5 protein-coding genes and 1 tRNA gene are annotated in these 4382 nt (G+C 65.1%); 5 read left to right on the forward strand and 1 reads right to left on the reverse strand.

All coding sequences use genetic code 11. The features are described from left to right. The first annotated feature begins 291 nt into the window (after positions 1 to 291). Together IVA80_RS08465 and IVA80_RS08470 are read left to right on the forward strand one after the other, a co-directional pair. Positions 292 to 1629, forward strand: a complete 1338-nt coding sequence (locus IVA80_RS08465) for an FAD-binding oxidoreductase (protein ID WP_247427925.1) — start codon at positions 292 to 294, stop codon at positions 1627 to 1629. After that, complete coding sequence (locus IVA80_RS08470; protein WP_247427928.1) at positions 1626 to 2366, forward strand: SDR family oxidoreductase; 741 nt, start codon at positions 1626 to 1628, stop codon at positions 2364 to 2366. The genes IVA80_RS08465 and IVA80_RS08470 overlap by 4 nt, the downstream gene beginning before the upstream one ends. A gap of 121 nt (positions 2367 to 2487) precedes the next feature. Here the strand turns inward: IVA80_RS08470 and IVA80_RS08475 are convergent, their stop codons facing one another. Next, positions 2488 to 3453, reverse strand: a complete 966-nt coding sequence (locus IVA80_RS08475; protein WP_247427931.1) for a complex I NDUFA9 subunit family protein — start codon at positions 3451 to 3453, stop codon at positions 2488 to 2490. 150 nt (positions 3454 to 3603) lie between these two features. Here IVA80_RS08475 and IVA80_RS08480 point away from each other — a divergent pair. From IVA80_RS08480 to IVA80_RS08490, 3 genes are all read left to right on the forward strand, one after another. Next, positions 3604 to 3690, forward strand: a tRNA-Leu gene (locus IVA80_RS08480). Positions 3691 to 3832: 142 nt separating this feature from the next. Continuing rightward, complete coding sequence (locus IVA80_RS08485) at positions 3833 to 4039, forward strand: addiction module protein (RefSeq protein WP_247427934.1); 207 nt, start codon at positions 3833 to 3835, stop codon at positions 4037 to 4039. Positions 4040 to 4042: 3 nt separating this feature from the next. Next, a complete protein-coding gene (locus IVA80_RS08490) occupies positions 4043 to 4336 on the forward strand; it encodes a type II toxin-antitoxin system RelE/ParE family toxin (protein WP_247427937.1) in 294 nt (97 codons plus the stop codon). The last annotated feature ends 46 nt before the right edge of the window (positions 4337 to 4382 follow it).

Here is a 4382-nt window from a genome sequence, read left to right on the forward strand (position 1 = left end):
CCATCGCGTTGATCCCGTACAGAAGCAGGTTCCCGGCAAGCGGATGACGCAAAAAGGGATTGACTAACCAAGGCCCGTTACAGAAGCCCGGATGGAGCGAAAGCGTAATCCGGGGCCGCCGTTGCTTGTGGCACGATCCCGGATTGCGCTGCGCTCCATCCGGGCTACGCAGCCGGCGCTCGGCCGTTAACTTCTCAAAAACTCGCTGACGCGCTTCAACGCAATATAAGCTTTTGACCAGTAGGCAGTTTCCAACGCGAGGCGCGGCGCGCCCTGCACAGGAGCTGAACCATGACCCTCGTCAGCGGCTGGGGGCGCTTCCCGGTCGTCGATACCGATGTGCTGCGGCCGCGGTCTTTCGCAGCGGTCGGTGAGGCCGTCGCAGGCGTGACCGGCGCCGTCGCGCGCGGCAACGGCCGCGCCTATGGCGATGCCGCGATCGGCGCCGCGAGGACGATCGCGATGACGGGGTTCGACCGGATCAGGTCGTTCGATCCCGCGACCGGGCGTATCCGTCTCGAAGCCGGCGTGCTGCTGTCGGACCTGATCGACACATTCGGGCCGCGCGGCTTCCTGCCTTTCGTCGTGCCCGGCACGCGCTTCGTCTCGATCGGCGGCGCCATTGCCGCGGATGTGCATGGCAAGAACCATCATTGCGAGGGCGGTTTCGGTCGCTATGTCGACGCCATCCTGCTGCGCACCGGGCAGGGCGAGACCATCGAGGTCTCGCGCGAACAGAATTCGGATGCTTTCTTCGCGACCATCGGCGGCATGGGCCTCACCGGGGTGATCCTCGAAGCCACGATGCGGCTACGACCGGTCGAAACGGGGTGGATCCGCGAGCGGGTGATCTCCGCATCCGATCTCGACGCCGCCATGCGCGCGCTCGAGGCGAGCGATGCCGCGACCTATTCGGTGGCGTGGATCGACTGCGCGGCGCGCGGGCGCGATCTCGGCCGCGCGCTGATCTATCTCGGCGAGCACGCAAGGACAGACGAGCTTGCCGAAGGCGCCGATGCATTTCCCGCCGGCAAGGATCCCGGGCTCGCAGTGCCCATCGATCTGCCGTCGATGACGCTGAACCGCTACAGCATTCGCGCCTTCAACGAGCTCTACTACCGCATGGGCGCGCGGCGTGCCGGTGGCAGCCACGTGGTCTCGCTCTATCCGTATTTCTTCCCGCTCGACAGTATCGCTGCCTGGAATCGGATCTACGGCCGCCGCGGCTTCCTCCAGCATCAATGCGTGCTCCCCGAGCAAGGCGCGCGCGCCGTGCTCGGCGACATCCTCGACCGCGTTGCCCGGCGCGGCGATGCCTCCTTCCTCGCGGTGCTGAAGAAGCTCGGCCAGGGCGACGGTATTTTGTCGTTTCCGCTGCCCGGCTACACGCTGGCGCTGGATTTCCCGGTGAAGGGCGACGTCCTGAATTTCCTCGACGAGATCGATCGCCTGGTCGTCGCCGCGGGCGGAAGGCTCTATCTCGCCAAGGACGCGCGCCAGTCCCGCGCGACGTTCGAGGCCGGCTATCCCGCCTTGCAACGCTTCAACGCGATCCGCAGATCGCTCGATCCCGCCGGAAACATCCGCTCGAAGCTTTCACAACGCCTGTTTGATGAGGTGCAGCCGTGACGTCGCGCAAGACCATTTTGCTGCTGGGTGGCTCCTCCGATATCGGCCGCGCCGCGGCGCGCGCCTTTGCCAGGGCCGGATACGGTGTCGGGCTCGCAGGCCGCGACGTCGCCGTGCTGGAACCCGACGCCGCCGATCTGCGCGCCCGATACAATGTCGAGGTCAGTCTCTACAAATTCGACGTGCTCGACACCGCCTCGTTCGCGGACTTTGTGAGCGGCCTTTCGGCGCTGCCGGATGTCGTCATCTCGATCGTCGGTTTGCTGGGCGTGCAGGAGAATGCCGAGAGCGATCTGGCGCATGCCACGACGATCATGCGCTCCAACTACGAGGGCCCGTCGCTGATCCTCGGCCTGTTCGCGGAAAAGCTTTTAGGCCGCGGCTCTGGCACGATCGTCGGCGTGTCGTCCGTTGCCGGCGATCGCGGCCGCGCCTCGAACTATGTCTACGGCTCGGCAAAGGCGGGCTTCTCCGCCTTCCTGTCCGGCCTGCGCGCCCGCGCCAGCCGCGGCGGCGTCCACGTCGTCACGGTGAAGCCCGGTTTCGTCCGCACCAGGATGACGGAAGGCATGAAGCTGATCGGCCCGCTCACCGTCGAAGCGCCGGTCGTCGGCGATGCCATCCTCGCGGCCGTCGAGAAGAAGACCGACGTCGTCTATGTCAGCGGCAAATGGCGTCTCGTGATGCTGATCATCAAGACGCTGCCGGAGGCGGTGTTCAAGAAGTTGAAGTTCTGAGGTTCGCACCACAGTTTCGTCATGCCCGGCCTTGTGCCGGGCATCCACGTCTCGGTGTCCGCGTCAAGAAAGACGTGGATGGCCGGGTCAAGCCCGGCCAGGACGTGCAGAGAGGGTGACGTTAAGCACTCTTGCGCTGAAACTGCCCGGCCGCGCGAAAGCGCCAGAGATATTGCGGGGCAATCGCTTCCAGCGAATCGGCTGATATGCCGAGGCCTTCCAGCGTCAGGCCGGCGGCCTTCGCCGCGTCCGACACGATGTTGTCGCGCTCGAGCAGCGTGACCTGGTCCGGCGTCAGCTTCAGCGCGCCCGGCGCGTATTGCAGCAACGCAGCCTTGAGGCGGGCGAGGCCGAACGACAGCGGCACCAGCAGTCGCTTGCGATCGGCGATCTCGAGGATGGCTTCGATGATCTCGCGCATGGTCAGCACTTCCGGCCCGCCGAGCTCGTAGGTCGCGCCCGCCTTGGCCTTGCCGTCGACCGCATCCGCGATCGCGGTGGCGACATCGCCGACATAGACCGGCTGCATCCTGGTCTCGCCGCCGATCAGCGGCAGCACCGGCGACATCCGCGCCAGCGCCGCAAAGCGGTTGGTGAACTGGTCTTCGGGACCGAACATCACGGAGGGGCGGAAGATCGTGGCCGAGGGCACCGCGGCCAACACCGCCGCCTCGCCGGCCGCCTTGGCCCTGGCATAGCGCGAGGGCGAGTCCGCATCGGCGCCGATCGCCGAGACATGCACCAGGCTCGCACCCGCCGCCGCGGCTGCCTTGGCGACGGTTTCGGCGCCCTTGGCCTGGACGGCGTCAAACCTCTGTGCGCCGCCCTCGGCGAGGATGCCGACCAGATTGATCACGACATGCGAATCACGCAGCGCCGCCTCGACCGAGGCCGGATAGCGCAAGTTCGCCTGCACGGTATGGACCTGCCCGACCTTGCCGGAGGGCTGGAGATAGCCGGCGAGTTCCGGCCGCCGCACCGCGACCCGGATCCGGTAATCCCTGCGGCACAGCGCGCGGACGACATTCCGGCCCAAAAACCCCGATCCGCCGAAAACCGTGACGAGCGTGTCCAGATTCGATGCCATGGGGTCCATTCCTGCGGGTGGGGTGCGTCTTGTCAGGCTTGTATCGGGCCGGTTTGCGATGCGCAATCCGCATCCCGAAGCAGGGTTCAAGCATGAATTGACAACCGCGTCACCGAACCGTAGTAACCGCCTCCGTGCCCCAAACGGCATGCCCAGGTGGTGGAATTGGTAGACGCGCTGGCTTCAGGTGCCAGTGGCTTAACGGCCGTGAAGGTTCGAGTCCTTTCCTGGGCACCATACTTGCCTTTCGATCCCCGTCGAAATTGGTTCAGGATCGTCGGATCCCGCCCCTTTCAGCCGGCCGCCGCAATCACGATATTTGTCTCGACGAGCCGGCGAAGATTGTGATTTCGTTGGCGGGCCAAAAGGATTCGGGATCATGGCAACGCTCGACATCAGCCGCTTGACGCCCAAGGAACGGCTCGACCTCATCGGTGAGCTTTGGGACAGCCTCTCCGCTGCCGACGTACGGTTAACCCCGGCGCATGAGGCCGAACTCGAGCGTCGGCTGGCGAGTTTTGACGTGGACCGCCGCGAAGCAATTCCCTGGGAAGATATTGACGCCGAGCTTGACCGTCGGTCGTGATAAGTGGCCGAGGTTCTTTTTACGCAAGCGGCTCGGGCCGACCTCGCCGATGCAGTCCGCTGGTACGACGCTCACGCTCCGCATGTTGTGCCGCAATTTCGTGACGCCTTGCGCGCAGCGCTGATCCGGATTGCGGACAATCCCAAGCAGTTTCCGCCGGCCCTCAAAAACACACGCCGAGCTTTGCTACGTCGCTTCCCCTACATTCTCGTGTTTCGTGAGATGGACGATGCGATCTACGTCGTCGCTGTTTTTCACACGAGCCGTGATCCCTTGATCTGGCAGCACCGTTCGTAGCTCCGTCGTGTCGAGGACGGGCCCGCCCGCCCTCAAACTTTCAGGC

The organism is Bradyrhizobium sp. 139 (assembly GCF_023074175.1).
Taxonomy (GTDB): Bacteria; Pseudomonadota; Alphaproteobacteria; order Rhizobiales; family Xanthobacteraceae; genus Bradyrhizobium.

What these genes read in the sequence shown, in the direction of transcription:
- IVA80_RS08485 (WP_247427934.1), top strand. Translation starts at nt 3,833, where the DNA reads ATGGCAACGCTCGACATCAGCCGCTTGACGCCCAAGGAACGGCTCGAC.
- IVA80_RS08475 (WP_247427931.1), bottom strand. Translation starts at nt 3,453, where the DNA reads ATGGCATCGAATCTGGACACGCTCGTCACGGTTTTCGGCGGATCGGGG.
- IVA80_RS08465 (WP_247427925.1), top strand. Translation starts at nt 292, where the DNA reads ATGACCCTCGTCAGCGGCTGGGGGCGCTTCCCGGTCGTCGATACCGAT.